An 18720-nucleotide genomic window follows, 5' to 3' on the forward strand; every position below is an offset into this window, starting at 1 on the left:
GATGTGTAGGAGTGAACACCGGCATGGAGGGCCAAAGCGGGGCACCTTTGGCCCTCCATCCTACATCTCCTGTGGATGGGGGGAGAGGTGTTAAGCGAATTGTTGTTGCTGCGTGAGGAGATCCCGCGTCGCCATTATATGGCGATCAGCACGGTATTCCTGATCGCCTTGTTCGTCATCTGGTGCGTATTGACTTACGGCGGACTGGTGAGCCCCATCTTTCTCCCCACGCCGACGGCTATCCTGGAGGCTGCCGTAGAGGGGGCTCGGGATGGGTCGCTGTGGGCGGATACCTGGGCCAGCATCTATCGCATTATGGTCGGCTGGCTCATCTCCACGCTGGTGGCGCTGCCTATCGGCGTCCTCATGGGGAACTTCCGCTTCTTTGAGGCCCTCTTCGAGCCACCCATCGATTTCATCCGGTACATGCCGGCCGTGGCGTTTGTGCCATTGTCCATCTTATGGGCTGGGGTGGGGGATACGCAGAAGTTCGTGATCCTGTTCATCGGCACCTTCTTCCAGGAGGTACTGATGATCGCAGATAACGTGAAAAACGTGCCTAAGGACCTCATCAACGTATCTTACACCTTTGGCCTGAGCAAGTGGGAGATCCTGGCCCAGGTGATCACCCCGTATTCCCTGCCGGGGATCGTGGATACGCTGCGCATCACGTTGGGATGGGCCTGGACCTACCTAGTGGTGGCCGAGCTGGTGGCGGCCTCCTCGGGGCTGGGATACAGCATCATGCGTGCTCAGCGCTATCTCCAGACCGAGCGGATCATCCTGGGGATCATTGTCATCGGGTTGTTGGGCCTGATCACGGACTTCTCCTTCAAGTTTCTGTATCGACGTCTGTTCCCGTGGGTGCGAGGGCGTCATTGATGAGTCGTCCCATCAAGCTGCGTGCGCGAGGGGTCAGAAAGGTCTTCCATCTGGAACAGGGGCCGCTGGTGGCTCTGGATGGGATCTCGTTGGATGTGGCGGCCAACGAGTTCGTGACCATCGTGGGGACGTCCGGATGCGGCAAGTCGACGTTCCTGCACCTGGTGGCGGGCTTGATCCCCCTGACGGATGGGATCATCGAGGTGGACGGGCGACGGATCGATGGGCCGGGCGCCGATCGGGGGATGGTCTTCCAGTCCTACACGCTCTTCCCATGGTTGAAGGTCCTGGATAACGTGAAGTTCTCGCTGCGCCGGAGGGGGCTGTCCCGGGCGGAACAGGAGGAGATCGCCCGGGAGCATTTGCGCCTGGTGGGACTGGAGGACTTCGCCGATGTGTATCCCAATCAGTTGTCCGGTGGTATGCAGCAGCGGGTGGCGATCGCCCGGGCGCTGGCGTATAATCCATCCATCCTCTTGATGGACGAGCCTTTCGGCGCGTTGGACGCGCAGACCCGGGGGCTGATGCAGGAACTGTTGTTGCAGGTGTGGGAACAGAGTAAGACCACGATCCTGTTCGTGACCCACGACATCGACGAGGCGATCTTCCTGGCTGACCGGGTGTATGTGATGACGAATCGGCCGGGACGCATCAAGCGGGAGATTGATGTGCCGCTGCCGAGGCCCCGATCGTACGCGATCGAGATGTCGCCCGAGTTTATGCAGATCAAGCGGGAGGTCGTCGAGCTGATTCGTGAGGAGAGCATGAAATCCATTGCGCCTGTGGAGCGTTTGTGATAGCATAAGTCGGGGTATATGATGACAAGAGCTTCTATCCCCCACAAGATGCGTAAGGGGGGACACCCTTTGGCGAAAATCACGGAGACTCTGGAACGGTTCGAGTCGCATACGGGCCTGCACTTCAGCGATAAGACGTTGCTGCAGCGGGCGTTGACCCATCGGTCGTTCCTGAACGAGAGCCCAGATTTCCCTTTGGCCGACAATGAGCGGCTGGAGTTCCTGGGCGATGCCGTGTTGGATTTCCTCGTCGCCGAGTTCCTGTATCACAAGTTCCCGGAGCAGCGTGAGGGGCCGCTTACGAATATGCGGGCGGCGCTGGTGCGTCGGGACACGCTGGCGCGCTTCGCCCGGCGGATCTCGTTGGGCCAATTCCTGCTCATGGGGCGTGGCGAGGTGGAGTCGGGGGGACGGGATCGGCCGGGCACGTTGTGTGCCGCGTTCGAGGCGCTGGTGGGAGCGCTCTATCTGGATCAGGGCCTGGAGGCCGTCAAGGATTTCCTTCGCCCCTTCATCGAGCCGGAATTGGATCGTGTGCTTCAGGAGGCGCTGAACAAGGACGCCAAAAGCCGACTCCAGGAATGGAGCCAGGCGCATTTTCAAGCCACGCCCTATTATCGAACGGTGGACGAGCGCGGCCCCGATCACGCGAAGGAATTCACCGTGCAGGCTCTGATCAACGGCGTGGTATACGGCGAGGGGGAAGGGCGGAGCAAGCAACTGGCCGCTCAGGCTGCAGCCCAGGCGGCATTGGACACCTTGGCCCGGCTTCAGGCGGAGGGAAAGCTCCCGATCTCGGTGGACGAGGAGCCAGAGGAGGGCGAGCAGGGCGATCGTTCGCCTGCCGTTGGCTCATCATCGCATCCCAATCCATGATCTGACCGTTCCGTGGAATGCGGCATGGGACCTGCAGGGAAAAAATCAGCCCTTTGTCATGCTTGGGCTGGCAGGGATCGTGTATCCTTAAGTGCGGGAAATTGTTCGCATGGAGGGGCGTTCTTCGGATAGCCACCGAGCCGCTCCATAGGGAAATCTTCCGGGCTGGGCGTGATGCATCTTCGGGTTGAGTATACCCGGGACCAAAAGGCGATGGACAGCTTCCTGGATGGGTGTTACATTTTTTCTGTATGCTGGAATGATCGCGCCCACGGGAGATCGATCGTGATCATGAGTGGCCGAGGGATGGTGATATGGCAGATCGTACGTGGAAGATTCTTTATGTAGAGGACCAGACGGAGATGATCGACCTCATCCGGCTGGCGTTGCGTCGGCGTCCCATCGAGGTTCTCGGCGCCACCAGCGCGAAAGAGGCGATCGAGTGCGTGCGAGCCGAACGGCCGGATCTGGTGTTGCTGGATTTGATGATGCCCGAAGTCGACGGATGGGCCGTTCATCGTGAGATGCGAGAGGATCCGGAGCTGCGTGATATCCCGATCATCATCATCACCGCTCGGGGGAGCCTGGAGGAGCGAGAGAAGGGCTTGCAGACTCCTGGGATCGTTGAGTACATCATCAAGCCGTTTTCCCCTTCCGAGTTGCTGGTGTGCATTGACCGTGTGTTGACGAACCTGGATCGTGAGGCCACGCAGGGAAACGGGGCCTCTGGCCTGAGTGAGGAGGGTCCGAATGGCTCCTAGCACGTGGCGAGCTGGCCTCATCGGCGCAGCTTTGGGTGCGTTCTTGGGCCTGATCTCCGTCGTGCCTTTGTTGGGATGCCTGGTCGTCCCACTATCCCTGATTCTCTACGTCGTGATCGGGATTCTGGCCGCGCTCTGGATGCCGGCCCCGCGTGACGCCGGGCCGGGGGCCGGGGCCGGGGCGGCGGCAGGGGCCTTGGCCGGTTTGGGATATGGGATTGCCAGCATGATCGCCACACCGTTGGCGTATACACTCATGGGAGGGGCGCAGACGGCCATGCGCAGCCTCCCTCCACAGCTTATGGAGATGTATCGGCAGGCTGGGCTTGACCCCCAGATGTTCTTCTCCCTCCCCATGGTGACTTTGAGCGCGGGGCTATGTTGCATCAGCAATCTCGTCTTCGCCGCCATCCTGGGGGCGATCGGGGGAGCGATCGCTGCGGCGGCCAGCTCATAGCCGTAATCGGGCTTATCGCACGGCCCCATGGGATCGAGATCGGCCTGGGAGGGATTGTGTGCTCAACGCTTTCGGCGCCGAGCGTCGTCGACGCTCGGCGATTTCTATTCCAGCGTAGGGCGGGATCCATTGCGTTGGGAACAAACGGTTTGCGTCGGTCGTCCCTGGAATGAGCCCACACGGCGTTTCTTCCTAAAGAACGAGGAGGTATCTCATGACTGCACGACCCAGTATCCCCCGCCTGCGCTGGATCATCGTGGCGATGATCGTATTCACCTTTGCCTGCGCCCCGGCCGGGCTGGCTCCCTCCCCCCAGGAGGAGTGGAGAGAGGCTCCTATGGCTACCCCCGCCGTTATGGCGAAGGAGGCGATGCCCGAGGCGCCGATGTCCACCGGCGGGACGACCCCACCCAATGCTGAGCCCTATGACGCCACCTTCTTTAAGACCTATGGGGTGAATCCCTTCATCGATACGGAGGATGAGCATCTTTCCACGTTCGGCATGGATGTGGATACGGCGTCCTATACCGTCGTACGCCGCTACATCACCGATGGGAACCTGCCTCCGCCGGAGGCCATCCGGGTGGAGGAGTTCGTCAACTATTTCAAGCACAACTATCCTGAGCCGGAGGAGGGGGCGTTCGCCATCCAACTGGATGCGGCGCCGGCTCCCTTCCGCGGCGAGAGATATCGCCTGATGCGTATCGGCCTGCAGGGGCGTCATATCCCTGCGGAGGATCGCAAGGACGCCTCGCTGATCTTCGTCATCGACGTGTCGGGCTCCATGTCCCGTGAGAACCGATTGGGGCTGGTAAAGCGGGCTTTGCGCCTGCTGGTGGATGAGCTGCGCCCAACCGACGAGGTGGGGATCGTCGTCTACGGATCACGAGCCCAGGTCGTCCTGGAACCCACCTCGGCCTCGAACCGGGATGCCATCATCGCTGCCATCGAATCGTTGCAGACCGGCGGATCGACCAACGCCGAGGAGGGGCTGCGATTGGGCTATCAGATGGCGGTCCGCACGTTGGCGGAGGACCGGATCACCCGGGTGATCCTCTGTTCCGATGGCGTGGCGAACGTGGGACGCACGGGCGCTGAGGGGATCCTGGAGGAGATCCGAGGATACGTGGCAGACGGGGTGACCCTCTCCACGGTGGGCTTTGGTATGGGCAACTACAACGATGTGCTGATGGAGCAGTTGGCGGACAATGGCAACGGCTCGTATGCCTACGTGGATACGCTGGCGGAGGCCCGACGCATCTTCGTGGAGAACCTGACGGGCACGCTCCAGGTCATCGCTCAGGATGCCAAGGTGCAGGTCGATTTCAATCCGGAGGTGGTGAGCCGGTTCCGCCTCCTGGGGTATGAGAATCGCCGTTTGCAGGCGGAGGAGTTTCGGGATGACTCCGTGGATGCGGGCGAGGTCGGTGCGGGGCACAGCGTGACGGCGCTGTACGAGTTCAAGTTGCATGAGGGGGCCGAGGGACGGGTGGCCACCGTGTTCGTACGGTACCAGGATCCGGATACCGGCGAGGTGACAGAGATCCAGAAGTCGTTGGACACCTCAGACATCCTGCCGACGTTCGAGGAGGCCCCGATCAGCTTCCAGCTGGATGCAGCCGTGGCCGAGTTCGCTGAGGTGTTGCGGGAGAGCTACTGGGCCCAGAACACCAAGCTCGAGGATGTGCTGGCGCTGGCCCAGCGGGTGAGTGCGGCCATGCCGGACGACGCCGACGTGACGGAGCTCGTGTACTTGATCTCGCAGGCCAACCGCTTGGCGGCGCAGGAATAGCCGGGATCTCACCGGCGCAGACAGGTGCAACGCGCCTCTGAGGGTGTGTCTGGGAAATGCCGTTGCTTTTGCTGTGGGGAGGCCCGAAGGGGCGGAACCCCTCCGGAAAAAGCCTTTCTCCCGCCTTCGACCTGCCTGGCCTCGGTCCGAGTCCTTCGGGAAGGGCCGAGAAAGGCAGGTGCAGGCCGGAAAAGCAGGGTTTCCGCGGAGGGGAAGCCCCTCCACACCTCCCCCTGTGGAGCTGGCAGTCGAAGGAGACCCTCAGACACCTTGCCGGTAATTTTCAGACACGCTCTGATGGCGCGTTGCATCTGTTCCCTGACGGAGAGATCAGCTGGTCATTTCGGATTGTGGAATAGTGATATTGAGAGAGATAGCCCGGGCAGTGCGTCGCTTCGCACGCGGGTCTCTGGGAATCAGGTGAGTTGTCGGAGATGGCCGTGACCTCGTCCAATCCCACATACCATTTCCAGGGTCGCTTTACGCCGGACGACAAGGCGCAGGGCGACTATCGGTACCTCTTCTTCGACGTCCCCCCGGGAGTTCATCGTATCGACGTCCGGTACGAGTACGAGGGCCGGGAGGGTGGCGGCAACACGATCGATATCGGCCTGTTTGATTCTCGTGGCGGCAATGTGCACGGGTTCCGGGGATGGAGCGGGGGGGCTCGTGATCGCTTCACGGTGGCCGAACGGGATGCGACGCCCGGGTATCTGCCCGGCCCGCTTCCCGCCGGCCGCTGGTCCGTGATGCTGGGGCTGTATAGGATCCAGGAAGCCGGGTGTCGATGGCAGGTCGACGTGTGGCTGTGGGACGATCCGGGCCTCGGCCAGGGCTATCCCACGCTCAGCCTGCCGGAGGTGGCTGGGCTGGAGAGGGGACACGTGGTCCGGCCGGCGATGGGCGGCGAGGACAGCCCTCGCTGGTTCCGCGGTGATTTCCAATCGCATACGTACCATAGCGATGCCTCGGGATCTCCGGGCGGATTGGCCGCCGCTGCAAGGGCACGGGGGCTGGACTTCGTGGCCGTCACCGATCACAACACGGTGAGCCAGGTGCCGCATCTGCGGACCCTCAGCGGGGACGATCTGCTGCTGATCCCGAGCGTGGAGGTGACCACGTATTACGGCCATGCGAATGTGTGGGGGATCGATCGATGGTTGGACTTCCGCTGCCGCTCTCGGGACGATGTCGCCCGGGTCATTGAGGAGGCCCATCGGCGGGGACGACTATTCTCCGTGAATCATCCCAAGGAGGGCGGCCCGCCGTGGGAGTACGGCACGGACCTCCCCTTTGACTGCGTGGAGGTGTGGCAGGCCCCTTGGTTCGTGCGGAACTGGGAGTCTCGCCGCTTTTGGATGCGCCTGTTGGAGCAGGGGCGACGCGTGGTCGCCGTAGGGGGCAGCGATCGGCACCAGCCGCCCTTCCGAGGCGTCCTGGGGTTCTATGAGGTGGGTACGCCGACGACCTGGGTGTATGCCGAGGCGCTTGCTCAGGAGACGATCCTGGCGGGCGTTCGTGCCGGTCATGTCTTCATCAGCGAGAGCCCCGCCGGGCCGAGGATCGAGCTGACGGCTGAGGCGGGTGGACACACGGTCATGATGGGAGATGAGCTGCCGTGCAGGGGAGCGTCGGAGGCGCTCGTGCACGCCCGTGTGCTTGGGGCCTCTGGCAAGGTGCTCTGGTTGCTGACCCGGTCCGGGTTGGCGGAGGCCGTCCCGATCACGAGCGATGGTTTCGAGTATGCAGCGCGGGTACCCGTCGATGCGGGCTTCGTGCGGGCTGAGATCGTCTACCCTGAGTCGGAGTGGGGCGATCTCCCAGGCGGCGAGCCGAGGATCGCCGCGCTGGGAAACCCGATCTATCTGCGTTCTCAGTGATCTGAGCTGTTTGCCCTCTCTCGTAATATCTCCTCCAATGGATCCGGGATGCAATGCCCTTTCATCCGCTGTTCCTGGATCCACTCCTCCATGAAGTGACTGCATTGCTGGACGATCTCAGGACGCTCGTCGCATATGTTTCGCGTCTGATATGGGTCCTCCACCATGTCGTAGAGTTCCACCGGCGCGAACGGGTATCCGAAATCGTCGTATGTCCGGATCATCAGATGCGTCTTGGTTCGGACGGCCCGCTGAACGGTGTAGAGCCCGTGATCCCAGACCAGGTATTCCCGATCGAGACCGGGCTTGCCCTGGATATTGTCTTTGAACGAGAGGCCATCCCAGTCAGCGGGGACGGGGATGGCCAGGAGATCACATAGCGTGGGCCCGAAGTCCACATTGTATAAGAAGGCGTCCGATCTCTGATGGGCTGCGGAGACGCCGGGCCATCGGATGATCAAAGGGATCCGGTGGATGCATTCATCCGCACACACGTGGTCTGAATAGATGCCGTGTTCGCCAAAGGCGTCTCCGTGGTCTCCAGAGATGATGATGACCGCGTCGTCCAGCACGCCTTGCCGGTCTAACGCGTCCAGGACGATGCCCATGTGGTGGTCCGTGTAGGCGATGGCGGCATCATAGCCGTTGATCATGTGCTCGAAATCCTCGCGGGAGGATATGGAGCCGGGCATGAGAGGAAATGGGCTCACGCCATCCGGGAATTGTCCCTGTGCCGTGAACGGCCCGTGGATATTCTGATGGGCTTGAATCGTCTCCTCGTCCGGCCACGGTTGCTCTACGGGGAATTCCCGGAATCGATCCGCCCAGGAGGCGTCCATCTTATAGCATCGGTGTACGTCCCAGTAGTTGATGTGGAGGAAGTAGTTCTCTCGGGTGGCGTTGTGCTTTAGCCAGTGGAGCACGGCTTCGTTGACCTCCTCCGCCGTCTCCTGGCCGCCCTTCAGATTGGGCGTGTGATATTCGCTCCACCCATACATGAACCAGAGCGCGTTGTGTCGGTCGGCGAAGTTCGAGAAGCTGATGGTGTCGTATCCGTGTGCCCTCAGATGGCGCATTAGCATCTCGTTTTCCGGCTGAGGGCCGCCATAGGGTCTTGTCCTGATGTAAAATCGGGCTCCAGCGCCGTGATTGGAGATCACGCCGTTGCGGATCCCAAAGCGGCCGGAGGCCCAGGCCGTCCTGGAGGGGAGGCAGGGCGAGCTCGAGCAGTAGTAGTGTTCAAAGCGTATCCCCTGTTGGGCTATGGCGTCGATGGTGGGAGACGTGGGCCTCCCGTACCCATAACAGCCCAGATGATCCGGCCGCAGACAGTCGATATCGAAATAGATGATCCTCATACCCGCTTCTCTTTCTAGACCGGGCTCAATCTTTCAGCACAGGACCCGCTCTCTGCTCATCCGATCGATCGAAGCTCCTCCCAGCCGGGTATCTCCGCCATCTCTACCGTTCGGTTCGCATCGGACGCCTGCGTGGCCGCCAGCCCGATGGCCACCGCCACCGAGGCCTCGGCCGGTGGGATCGCACGCGAGGGCTGCCCACGCACGAAGGCGGCGAAATCGTCCAGCAGGAAGACATCTCCTCCCCCGTGGGAATCGATCTCCGTCCGCCCGGGGGGCAGCAGGGAGATGCGCTCCGCCTGGTCCGGACGATCCACCTGGTGGCGGCGCCAGTACAGGATGTCCGTGCTGCTCAGTTGCCCTTCCATCGTCGCCTCGGTCCCCCCGATGCGGACCCGCCGATCGGTGAACGGGGCCACCACATTCAGCGTATAGACGGCCAGCGCGTCGTTCTCGAACTCAACCTGGGCGATCCCGTGATCGAAGGTGTCCTTTTCGGAGTTGTACAAGCAGAGGTCAGGAGGTGGCGCACCTGCCGCCTCACGGATCGCCTCCAACCGTCGTCGGAGCGGCGAGACGTGCCGCGTGTCCCTCAGGTAGGAATCGGGGCACTCCGGCTCGATCGGGCAGTCGCTGCATCGCTCCCCCGCTTCCGGCTTTGGGACGTAATAGGTCAGGCGGGCGCTGGCGCTGACCCGGACCGGCCAGGCATCGGCCAGCCAGTACAGCTGATCGAAATCGTGGCAGGCCTTGGTGATCCACAGGCCGCCGCTGTTGCGGCGCAGCCGATTCCACCGGCGGAAGTATGTGCGGCCGCCGTAATAGAACTCGTCGGTCTGGATGGTGAGCACCCGCCCCACGGCGCCCTCGGCGATCATCTGCCGCATGTGGCTGTACAGCGGGGCAAAGCGGAGATTGAAGCCGACCATCGTGCGGCCGCCGGCCTCCCGATCGGCCCTGACGATCTTCAGGCAGTCCTCCAGGGTGATGGCCAGCGGCTTCTCCACGTACACATGCTTTCCTCTCTCCAGCGCGACCACCACCGGCTCCACGTGGTGGCCATCCGGCGTGGCGATCAACACGGCGTCACAGGGCACCTGCCCCAGCGCCTCGGCGGTGTCCGGGTACACGGGGACACCCGCCAGGCCGTAGTGTTCGGCGACGACCTGCGCCGCCTCCTCCACCCGATCGACCAGGGCTGTCACGCGATAGTCGGAATGCCGGGCCAGCTGGCCGACGAACCAGGCCCCGCGATTGCCACCGCAGCCGACGACGATGATGCGAATGGGATCCATCACGACGCTCCTGTAGTGAAGATACGCTCTGAGATCGGCTGGCCCCCTCTAGCCCTTCAAGCCCGTGAGGCTGATGCCGCCGAGGATGTAGCGTTGCCCCAGGAAGAAGACGAAAACCAGCGGCAGTGTGCCCAGCAGACAGGCTGCAAACGTCCGATCCCAATAGAAGTAGTTCTCGTCCCGGAACAACGACAACCCCACGGTGATGGGGTATTTTGTAGAGTCACTCAAGATCACCAGCGGCCACGTGAAATCGGACCATTGGGAGATGAAGGTGAACAACCCGATCGTCACCAACGCGGGTTGGGCGAGGGGCAGAATGATCTGAGCATAGATCCGGAAGCGACTGCATCCATCGATGCGAGCCGCATCTTCCAGCTCCATAGGGATGTTGAGGAAGAACTGGCGCAACATGAAAATCCCGTAAGCGCTGGCGAAGGCCGGCACCACAACCCCCATTCTCGTGTTTGCCAACCCGAGCTTCCAAACGATCAGGTAGGTGGGGATGAGCAGGACGGAATACGGCAACATCATCGTGGCCAATACGGCCATGAACAGCACATTACGCCCTGGAAACTCAACGCGTGCGAAGGCGTACGCAGCCAGCGAGTTTATGAACGTCTGAATGAGCAGGACCACAGTGGCGTATATCAGGCTGTTCTTGAGGTAGGTGGCGACGCTTCCCGCCCCCCACACGTAGCCGATTGATTCGAAGCTGATCGTCTTCGGGATCAGGGAGTACGGATCGGCTGTGAACCCTCTCGGCCCCTTCAGCGAGTTGACCAGCATCCAATAATACGGGAAGACCATAATAACAGCAAGGACAATGAGAATCACATAGAGCCACCCACGGAGCAATGCGTCTCGCATCAGTCTAAGCGCTTCCGCGCTCCATGGAGCTTCGAGGAGATCACGCTGTGACAGTTGGAAGGATTCCCTCTGGCTCATATCCCCTCCCCTCAGAACAGTTGCTCGGAGCGCGTGGTGCGCATTTGGAACATGACGAGCACGAAGATGACGATGAATAGCAGCCAGGATATGGCGGCCGCATATCCCATTCGGAAGTATTGGAATCCGTTCCGGAAGATGAGAAACTGCATGGTCATCGTCGCCGTGCCAGGCCCGCCCTCCGTCATGACGTATACCTGGGTGAACATCTGAAAGGCTGCTATCGCCAGGGTCACGGTGACGAACAGCGTCACGTTACGCAGAAGCGGCACCGTCACGTAGACGATCTCCTGCCACCAGTTCGCTCCGTCCACCCTGGCAGCGTCGTAGTAATCCTGTGGGATGTCCGCCAGGCCTGCGAGGTAGATCACGGTGTAATATCCCACCGCTTGCCAGATGCTCATGACGATGACGGCCGCCATCGCCAGGTTTTCATCAAAGAGCCAATTCGGGCCCGGGATCCCGATGCGGGCGAGGATCTGATTGATCATGCCCTTGGGGCTATAGAGCCACATCCAGACCAGGGCGATGACCACCATCGGTGTGATAGAGGGCAGAAAGTAAACGGTGCGGAAGACCCCCCGCCCATGCGTCACCTTGTGTCCCGCCAGGGCCAGGAGGAAGCCTATGACCGTGATGCCAGGTACGACGCCCGCTACGTAGATGGCCGTGTTCTTCAACGAGATCCAGAACAGCTCATCATCATAGAGGGCTTCCCTGTAATTGTCGAAGCCGACGAAGGGGGTCACTTCAGAGATGACGTCGTAGTTGAAGAAGCTGAGGTATAGGGAGATGACAATGGAGATGATCGAGAACAGGACGATCAAGATGGTCGCCGGTCCGGCGAAGATGTACCCGGCGATCCATTTGCGGGGCTGTTTCCACAGGGGAGGGGCGACGTAGATCTCCTCAGATCGCTTCGGATCCGCATTCTGAGCCATTTCATTGCACCTCTGCCCAATAGTAGCCGACTGCGCCCCTGCCTGAATCCAGAAGCACAGTCGGCTCTGTCGATCCTATTCCATCTGTCCGGTCAGGCTCACGGCGGGAACGTTCGATCATGCCTCGGCGGCCGTGCGTGGGAGCGTGTCTGATCGCAGAAATCCCACTTTCCCGGCCTCGGCCCCTTCCGCAGGGACCTGGGCCGAGGCCGGGCAGGTCAAAGGCGAGAGATGAGCTTTGTCCGGAGGGGGGAATCCCCTCCGGACCTCTCCATGGCAGGGGCAGCGGGGTTTCTCGGGCACGCTCTGAGCCCTTCCACATGCGGTTTATGACTTTTCCAACTCCTTCTGGCGTCGCTGAATGACCTCTTGCACCTTCTTCTCGCCCTCGGCCAGCGCCTCCTCGATGTCCTTTTCGCCCAGGATGACCCGCTCCAGCTCCGTACCGAGCGCGTCATTGGCCTCCGTGAAGAAGGGGAAGTAGGGATAGACGCCGCCGGCCTCGGCAGCCGGGATCTTGACCTCCAGCTGAGGATACTTCTTCAGCAGCTGCTGCCAGGCCTCGCTCTCGAAGATGGCCTTCAAGGGCGTGGTGCGCGTGGAAAGCTCGAAGCGCTTGATGACGACCGGAGGCGTTGTGCAGTATCGCATCAGCTCGAAGGCCCTGTCCGGATACTTCGTCTTCTTAGGCAGCACGAACATGTTCGACCAGGTCGTCGTGCTGGGGCCATCCCCCATGGGCCCCTGGGGGAAGAGCATGAACCAGTACTCGAATCCCTCAGGCGCGATCCCTTCAAAGTGCGTCGTGGACCAGGTGCCGGCGTAGATCATGCCCGCCTTGCCCTGCAGGAACAATTGCGTGTCCTGTCGCTCCGGAGAGATGGGGAACGAGACCTGGTGCTTATTCAGGAGATCCAATTGTAGCTGCAGGACCTGCTTGCCGCGCTCGTTGTTGAATGTTGGCTGCGTGATCGCATCGTCATGCAGCGCGCCGCCATTACTATACATCCAAGAGGCGAAAGGTTCAATGTAGCGCATGCTGGTCACCAGGAAACCGGCCTGGACGATCTCGCCGCCCTCGCGCTTGGTAAGCGCTTTGGCCGCCTCTACGAAATCGTCCCATGTCTTGATGTCTTCGCCGTGCGGGTCCAGGCCCACCTCCTGGGCCAGCTTGCTGTTGATCGCGATGATGCTCGAGTCCGGCCCCTCCCACGGCACCCCGTAATACTTGCCGTTCTTGGAGCGATATCGGTTGGTGGCCTCCCCGTAGAACTGATCCGGCGCGAGCTCTGGGACCGCGTCGAGGTAATCGTCGAGATCCAACAACACGCCGCGGTCGTAGAAGTCGCGCGCCCAGATGATGGAGGAGTGCAGGAGATCGGGAGGCGTTCCGGCAGCATAGTCGGCTAGGACTTTCTGGATATACTCCGACCCGAACGGGACGAATTCGAATTTGAGGGTGACGTCGGGGGCTTCCTGGGCGTAATTCTCGGACAGCCACTCATACCATGCCTTATCGCCGACGGACGCCTCAGGCGAGTGCCAGCTGCGGTATCGCAGCGTGATGGGCTCCTTGGCAGCGGGCGGTGGGGCTTCGGCCTTCTCCTCGGCGGGGGCTTGCGGGGGCGCAGCGGGCGCGCAGGCCGCCATGAAGACGGCCGCTGCGGCTACACCAGAGGCCTTCATGAAACGCCGACGGCTTAAAGTCCTTTTCTTGTCCATCACGACCTCCTTTAATCGGTGAGGCCGGCGGGAAGAGCTTCCCGTCAATGCCTCCTGTGGGGAAACGGATGACGTTCCAGACGTGAGGGCTAACAGGCCATCGCTCCGCAATACGATCAAGAGAGAGGGATGTCAGCGCTTTTTGAAGACATGGGGAACGTCGAGTTCTCTCCTCCTCATCACCTCCTCGGATACAGCTTTGTGCTCTATCTCGCTCCTGGGCTAGGGCCGGAGGGCGTCACGTGTGCTGTGCCGATGCCGAAGGGCCATCATCGGTCGTCCCTTGGGGAGGGAGTCAATGTTGCCCTAGGAGAGCGGTAGCCGCCCCTCCTGCCGGATGGTGCGCAAGATGGCGGGGAAGGTCTCCTGCCAGCGGTCGGATGGAACATCCTCGGTGATGCCGATGATGAAGCGATCCCCAGGCGCTGCCTCGCGCAGCAATTGCCGGGTGGTCTCTTCCACCGTCGAGATAGGGGCCAGGTGCACGGAAGAGGGGAAGTTGATCCAGAGGATCTTGTCGGGCCAGACAGCGCGCGCCTCTGCCAGCGTCATATCACTCCCCGGGATGGGCGTAAACGCCTCCACATAATCGATCTTGGAGCGGGCGATCCCAGGGGCCAGCAGCCTGACGTTGGCGTCGAAGTGGACGCCCAGCAGCTTCCCATGCGCGTGCAGGACCTCCGCCGCTTCGTCATAGTGGGGCAGGATATAGCGCTCGAATCGCTCCAGCCCCACCACCTCCGGGCTGACGTTGCCTCCGTAATTGGCGATCCGCGCGGGCGATTGGGCGACCAGTGGATAGATCTTGCGCCGATCCTCCGTCAACGCGTCGTACAGGCGCATCACCCGGTCCCGTCGCTCGGCCCATTCGATGGCGAATTGCTCCATCCCCATCAGCACGTAGATGATCTCCTGCAGGGGGGAATAGCCGATGTTGGCGCGCATGATGCCGTCATCCCCCATCAATGCCATCCGGGCGGAGAATATCTCGTAGTTGGGACGGTAACGACGATCCCGGATCAGGAACTCCAGAGGCTCGTAATCGTTTGGCCCTTTGAAGAGATACTCCTCTCTCCAGTGGGTCCACGGCATGACCTTGTCGAGAGCCGTGTCGCCCACGGGGACCATCCGGGACACCGCCGTCAACGTGCCCACGGGCGTCCGCAGGATGGTGCGCACCCGCCGCATGCCGTCCTCGCCGGTGAAATGCACTTGCTCCTCAGAGACGTTGGGAGTCTCCACCGTATACACCGGCGGCTCACGCTGCACGATGCACAGCCCATCGTCACGCAGGCGTCGCTCTGTCTCGCCGGTGGGCAAATGTCGCTCATAAATAGTGAACGGGACCATATCCGGGGTCCCGCCCAACAAAGCCGCCTCCACTCGCTCCCGAGGGGACATCCAGATGGAAGGTGTCATTTTCCCCTATCCGTAGTCGTCCGTGTCGGCTCTATGAGGATAGCCTCTCCGATCCGCCCGCTCGGAGGCCGGCCTGAAGTTGGAACGGCCTTCCCGATCTGTCGATCATTGAGGACAAATCCTCGTCTTCAATATGTGTTTGACGTCCTCATCGTGATTCAACTATAATGGATTCCGTTGGGCTGGGTCAAGGTCCTTTCTGACAACTTTCTGCCAATTTTTGTCACGTGGGTTCCGTGTCGCCGGTGGGGGATCATGGGGGATATCAGCCGGAGCGAATTCATCGATTACGTGAGGGATGCCCTTACGCACTTGTACGACCCCGTCCATTTGCAGAGCCATCCTCTGGCCGGATACCTGGACGGCGTCCCCGACGCGGACAGGGTGACCCGCGCGCAAAAACTGCGGCGCCTCCTGATCGAGGCGATTGAGCAGCTCAGCCCGGTCGACGCCACATCTACCTCACCTGACGCCAGCTGCGGCTATAGCGCCCTGTGCTATCGCTATATCGATGGGCTTGGCCCGGAGGAGATCGCGGGGATCCTGGCCATCAGCCCTCGCCAGGTCTATCGGAAATTGCGTGAAGGGGTCGAGGCCGTCGCCGCGGTGCTCTGGGATCGACTCCAGATAGACGACCGCACAGAATCTGCAGAGTCTCGCGTCGTCACCCCTACGGATCGCCGCACCCTGGCCCAGGCGACCGTGGAACAGCTCAACGCTCGCGCCCACCCGGAGGTCCTGGATATCCACGACGTGTTGAAGGGGATCCTGAGCGATCTGAAGCCCTATTGTGACCAGCTCGGCGCGAGGATCGTCCTGTCCGACCCCTCCGAGTCCCTGCCCGTCTACGCCGACCGGACCATGCTACGACAGGCGCTCATCAATCTGCTCACCAGCGGACTTGACCAGACGGGGCAGCGGTCTCTCTTGATCCACATCGAGCGGCGGCTTGGGCAGCTGCATCTGACACTGAGCCGGAAGCCGGGGACGGGGCGAGGCGTTCCCATCTCCAGAGAGGCCAAGCGCGAGGGGATCGGCTGGGATGTCGCCCTCCAGCTGCTCCGCAGGCAGGGAGGGCAGGTCACCTGTCAGGAGGATCCGTGGCGGGTTGAGATCCGGATGCCGCTGGCTGGGCCACATCACGTCTTGGTCATCGATGATATGCCGGATATCATCAACCTGTTTCAGCGGTTCACGAGTCAGTATGCCATTGAGGTCATCGGGGCGGGGACGGCTGTCGAGGCTTTCGAGGTGCTTCAGCAGATCACTCCCTCGTTGATCCTGCTCGACGTGATGCTTCCTCGCCAGGACGGCTGGGAGATATTGCAGCAATTGAAGACGAATCCAGCCACTGCGCAGATCCCGGTGGTGATCTGCTCCATCCTCAACGAGCCCGGCCTGGCCACGGCGCTGGGGGCGGATGGCTATCTGCGCAAGCCGGTCAGCCAGGAGGCACTGCGGCTGGAGCTTTCTCTCTGGTTACCTCTGACTCCGGCGTCGGGCGTAACGCCGTCGTGATCGAGCACAGCAGCCGCAGCCATTCGCTGACCGAGAGGGGGGTCGGAATCCTCAGCGTCATCTCGCCGCTCAGGTTGGCGGCCTGCTCGCCCAACTCCGTGGCTGTCACCACGATCACCGTCATGTCGGCCAGCGTAGAGTCCGCTCGCACCTGCTCCAACACCGCGAGTCCATCCATGCCCGGCATCAAGAGGTCCAACAGCATAACCTCCGGTCGCTCGCTGCGCGCGATCTCTAGAGCCATGACGCCGCCGTAGGCCTGGAGCACCTGCACATGCGGGTACTCGGCGCGCACCATGCGTGTCAGCAGGCGCACCATGGCCGGATCATCATCGGCGATGAGAACCTTCGAGAACGGGCGCGAGACCCTGCTCAAGGCCTGCCGGACGACCTCTCGCGTCACGGGCTTGAGCAGGTAATCGGCCGTCTGCAGTTCCAGCGCCATTTTCGGACGTGTGGGCAAGGGACAGCTGATCACCGGCACCTCATCGCACTGGGCCTCTCTCAACAGGGCTTCTGTTCTGCCTTTGTCCCTCGCGTCCACGATCACGGCCGTGGGGCATAGACGCCTGACCGTGTCCAGCAGCTCCGCGTCGGAGCGAGCCAGCTCCACCCGGTATCCCTCAAAATGGCGCTGGATCATCGACGCAGCGCTGGGGTCATCATGTCGTATGATCAAGATGCGCTCGGCGCCATCGCCAAAGGGCAGCACCTCGTACGCCGGCCGATACGTAGCCGTCTCCCTTGGTGGCGGCGAGATGGGCAGAGAAAAACCGAAGGTGCTTCCCCGTCCTACCTCGCTCGTCACCCATATCCGGCCGCCGTGTAGCTCCACAAAGCGCTTGCTGATGGCCAGCCCAAGCCCCGTGCCGCCGTGTTCTCGCCGGATCGAGTCGTCCACCTGGTAGAACTCCTCAAACATCCTGGGCAAGACGTCCTCCGGGATGCCGGGGCCGGTATCGGTCACCGTCACCGTCGCCTGGTCCTCTTCTACCGTCAGACGCACGGTGATCCCGTCCTCTTGAGTGAACCGGGCCGCGTTGCTTAGCAGGTTCAGGATCACCTGGCGGATGCGCGTGATATCCAGCTGAAGATGTACGGGCTCGGTCGGCAACTCGAGTGTCAACCTCAGCCCCTTGGCCTCGACGATCCCCTGGATCATGCGGGTGGCCTCCTTCACGATCTGCCGGAGATCCCCCTGTTCCTTGTTCAACGGCATGCTGTCGGCTTCGATCTTGCTGAGGTCCAGGACATCGTCGATCAGGTCCGAGAGGTGTTTGGCGTTGCGGTAGATGGCGTTCAGATCTCCCCGGTAGGCTGGCGGCAGCGGCTGGCCATAGCTCTCCGGGGCGGTGACCATCATCTCGCTGAACCCGATGATGAGGTTCAGGGGCGTCCGTAGCTCGTGGCTGACGTTCGCGACGAAGCGGGCCTTTGCCTGTTTGGCCTCTTCCGCCTGCTGCCGTGCCCAGGCGAGTGCCTCATTGGCGCGCCACAGGCGGTGGTACGCGCGGTCCAGATCGTTGAGTACGGTGAGCAGCTTGCTGCGATGCATCTGAGCCTCGCGGGTCTGCTGTTCGGCGAGTCGGTAGCTCTCGTACATCCATTCCAGGACGATGTAGAAATTACGGGAGAACGCCCAGGCCACCAGGGCGGCGAGGTTCACGGCCAGGAGGATCCCGGGCGTGAGGAACGTATTCGCGAGGAGGCCACGCAGATTCGGGTAGACGAGCAGCAGCACGAGATCGAAGGCCGCGGCCATAACGAAGCCCAGCCAGGGATGCATCAGCGCGCCAGCGAGCAGCACGGGAATGGCGTAAAGATAGGCCAGGTCCGCTGACCGCATTAAGATGAGAGCTAAGGTGATGGCTGCGGTCAGGCTGAACAGGAAACAAGGCATGGCTGGCTTCGGTGAGCGCTGGGAGATCAGATAGGTGATCGCTGCGCAGAACAGCAGGGTCACGAGTACCAGCAGTGCCTTGATTGCCACCTGTGGCCGTCCGAAGATCGCGACCATCATCCACAGCCAGGTGAAGACCAGGCTGATGGTGAAAAGGTGCCACGCCGTCTGCTG

15 protein-coding genes are annotated in these 18720 nt (G+C 61.7%); 8 read left to right on the forward strand and 7 right to left on the reverse strand.

All coding sequences use genetic code 11. The annotated features are described in order from the left end of the window. Positions 1 to 75 precede the first annotated feature (75 nt). The 7 genes from GXP39_05065 (at position 76) to GXP39_05095 (ending at position 7445) form a co-directional block, all read left to right on the forward strand. Complete coding sequence (locus tag GXP39_05065; protein ID NOZ27409.1) at positions 76 to 882, forward strand: ABC transporter permease; 807 nt, start codon at positions 76 to 78, stop codon at positions 880 to 882. Then, the gene (locus tag GXP39_05070; GenBank protein NOZ27410.1) at positions 882 to 1679 is read left to right on the forward strand and encodes an ABC transporter ATP-binding protein; all 798 of its coding nucleotides are present in this window, start codon (positions 882 to 884) and stop codon (positions 1677 to 1679) included. The genes GXP39_05065 and GXP39_05070 overlap by 1 nt, the downstream gene beginning before the upstream one ends. A 48-nt stretch (positions 1680 to 1727) precedes the next feature. Beyond that, positions 1728 to 2555, forward strand: coding sequence for a ribonuclease III (rnc, locus tag GXP39_05075; GenBank protein NOZ27411.1), 828 nt, complete (start codon positions 1728 to 1730; stop codon positions 2553 to 2555). Between the two features lie 314 nt (positions 2556 to 2869). Continuing rightward, positions 2870 to 3316, forward strand: a complete 447-nt coding sequence (locus tag GXP39_05080; protein ID NOZ27412.1) for a response regulator — start codon at positions 2870 to 2872, stop codon at positions 3314 to 3316. Continuing rightward, positions 3306 to 3773, forward strand: coding sequence for a hypothetical protein (locus tag GXP39_05085; GenBank protein ID NOZ27413.1), 468 nt, complete (start codon positions 3306 to 3308; stop codon positions 3771 to 3773). Before GXP39_05080 ends, GXP39_05085 begins: the two co-directional genes overlap by 11 nt. A 214-nt stretch (positions 3774 to 3987) precedes the next feature. After that, on the forward strand, positions 3988 to 5565 hold the full coding sequence (locus GXP39_05090) for a VWA domain-containing protein (GenBank protein ID NOZ27414.1): 1578 nt from the start codon (positions 3988 to 3990) through the stop codon (positions 5563 to 5565). A 440-nt stretch (positions 5566 to 6005) separates the two neighbouring features. Further along, positions 6006 to 7445 (forward strand): CehA/McbA family metallohydrolase, encoded by a 1440-nt coding sequence (locus tag GXP39_05095; protein NOZ27415.1) that lies wholly within the window; start codon positions 6006 to 6008, stop codon positions 7443 to 7445. Here the strand turns inward: GXP39_05095 and GXP39_05100 are convergent. From GXP39_05100 to GXP39_05125, 6 genes are all read right to left on the reverse strand, one after another. Continuing rightward, the gene (locus GXP39_05100; protein NOZ27416.1) at positions 7439 to 8803 is read right to left on the reverse strand and encodes a sulfatase-like hydrolase/transferase; all 1365 of its coding nucleotides are present in this window, start codon (positions 8801 to 8803) and stop codon (positions 7439 to 7441) included. The genes GXP39_05095 and GXP39_05100 overlap by 7 nt on opposite strands. Before the next feature lie 56 nt (positions 8804 to 8859). Next, positions 8860 to 10098: a Gfo/Idh/MocA family oxidoreductase gene (locus tag GXP39_05105; protein ID NOZ27417.1), complete on the reverse strand. Its 1239-nt coding sequence runs from the start codon at positions 10096 to 10098 to the stop codon at positions 8860 to 8862. Between the two features lie 48 nt (positions 10099 to 10146). Continuing rightward, positions 10147 to 10935 (reverse strand): carbohydrate ABC transporter permease, encoded by a 789-nt coding sequence (locus tag GXP39_05110; GenBank protein NOZ27418.1) that lies wholly within the window; start codon positions 10933 to 10935, stop codon positions 10147 to 10149. Positions 10936 to 11057: 122 nt separating this feature from the next. Continuing rightward, positions 11058 to 11987, reverse strand: coding sequence for a sugar ABC transporter permease (locus tag GXP39_05115; GenBank protein ID NOZ27419.1), 930 nt, complete (start codon positions 11985 to 11987; stop codon positions 11058 to 11060). A gap of 327 nt (positions 11988 to 12314) precedes the next feature. Further along, positions 12315 to 13709: an extracellular solute-binding protein gene (locus GXP39_05120; GenBank protein ID NOZ27420.1), complete on the reverse strand. Its 1395-nt coding sequence runs from the start codon at positions 13707 to 13709 to the stop codon at positions 12315 to 12317. 306 nt (positions 13710 to 14015) lie between these two features. After that, complete coding sequence (locus GXP39_05125) at positions 14016 to 15128, reverse strand: hypothetical protein (GenBank protein NOZ27421.1); 1113 nt, start codon at positions 15126 to 15128, stop codon at positions 14016 to 14018. Between the two features lie 255 nt (positions 15129 to 15383). Here GXP39_05125 and GXP39_05130 point away from each other — a divergent pair, with 255 nt between their 5' ends. Continuing rightward, positions 15384 to 16646, forward strand: coding sequence for a response regulator (locus GXP39_05130; GenBank protein NOZ27422.1), 1263 nt, complete (start codon positions 15384 to 15386; stop codon positions 16644 to 16646). On the opposite strand, the gene GXP39_05135 is transcribed toward GXP39_05130, so the two are convergent. Then, the coding region (locus tag GXP39_05135) for a response regulator (GenBank protein ID NOZ27423.1) at positions 16570 to 18720 on the reverse strand (2151 nt) is incomplete at its 5' end. The two genes, GXP39_05130 and GXP39_05135, sit on opposite strands and share 77 nt — an antisense overlap.

This window comes from Chloroflexota bacterium (genome assembly GCA_013152435.1).
GTDB lineage: Bacteria > Chloroflexota > Anaerolineae > DUEN01 > DUEN01 > DUEN01.